The sequence below is a fragment of the Corynebacterium sp. MSK032 genome (assembly GCF_030232065.1).
Classification (GTDB): Bacteria; Actinomycetota; Actinomycetes; order Mycobacteriales; family Mycobacteriaceae; genus Corynebacterium; species Corynebacterium jeikeium_D.
This window is the reverse complement of record NZ_JASPJR010000039.1, coordinates 1-715: the sequence shown is the minus strand read 5'-3', so window position 1 is coordinate 715 and position 715 is coordinate 1. Positions and strand designations below refer to the sequence as shown.

At 57.2% G+C, this 715-nt stretch carries 1 protein-coding gene; it reads right to left on the bottom strand.

The annotated features are described in order from the left end of the window. Positions 1 to 53: 53 nt before the first annotated feature. The coding region (locus QP995_RS10800; protein WP_502869805.1) for a transposase family protein at positions 54 to 715 on the bottom strand (662 nt) is incomplete at its 5' end.

Genomic DNA, 715 nt, shown 5'->3' with positions numbered 1-715 from the left:
GGGTTAAGTGACAAAAAGTGTGTCCGCTCGGTGTGTCGCCGGGTGGGCCCTTTTTATCTCATGGGCCCTTTCCGGATTCCTATGTTGTGTTGGTATTCGGTTGGGATAGCGTTGTCGTAGAAGGCTGGTCGTCCTGTTTCGTGGTCGGCTTTGTTGTGGTCTTCTGGGACAAGATCGTTGACTTTGGCGAGTTGATCTTGTCCGTAATTGCACTGCCTGGCGATCTTTAGCGGGTCGTCAGGCAGCTGCGTTTTCGAGTGCAGGTACCACTCGAGCATTTTGCGTTGGCGCTCCCCGGACCTGCCGCGATGCGCGTCGGCGATGCGTTTGAGCTGGGCGTTGACGCCGCCTTCCAGACTGTTGGTTGTTGATGCCCAGCGCTGTGGTTCGAGTGCTTCTGGTGGTGGCTGCAGGTAGGTAAACAGCCAGTTATTGCGCGATAGGTGCAGCAGTGAGTTGTATGCCTTGCGAACTCGCAGGTGGGTCCATTCCCACTGGTTGTTGAGGGTGCGGCGTTCTTTGGGGAGGGGTGTTTTTTCGTTGAGGAATGCTTTGAATACCTGTCCGAAGTCATGCAGGCGCAGCGTCCACTCCCGTGCCTGGTCGAGTGTGGCGATACGGGTCAGTTTCAACGCCAGGGCGTAGATAGCTTTGCCTGCGTCGGTGCGTGGACGGCTGGTGGTGTAGCGACGGACCACGCGTTGGGCATGGACAA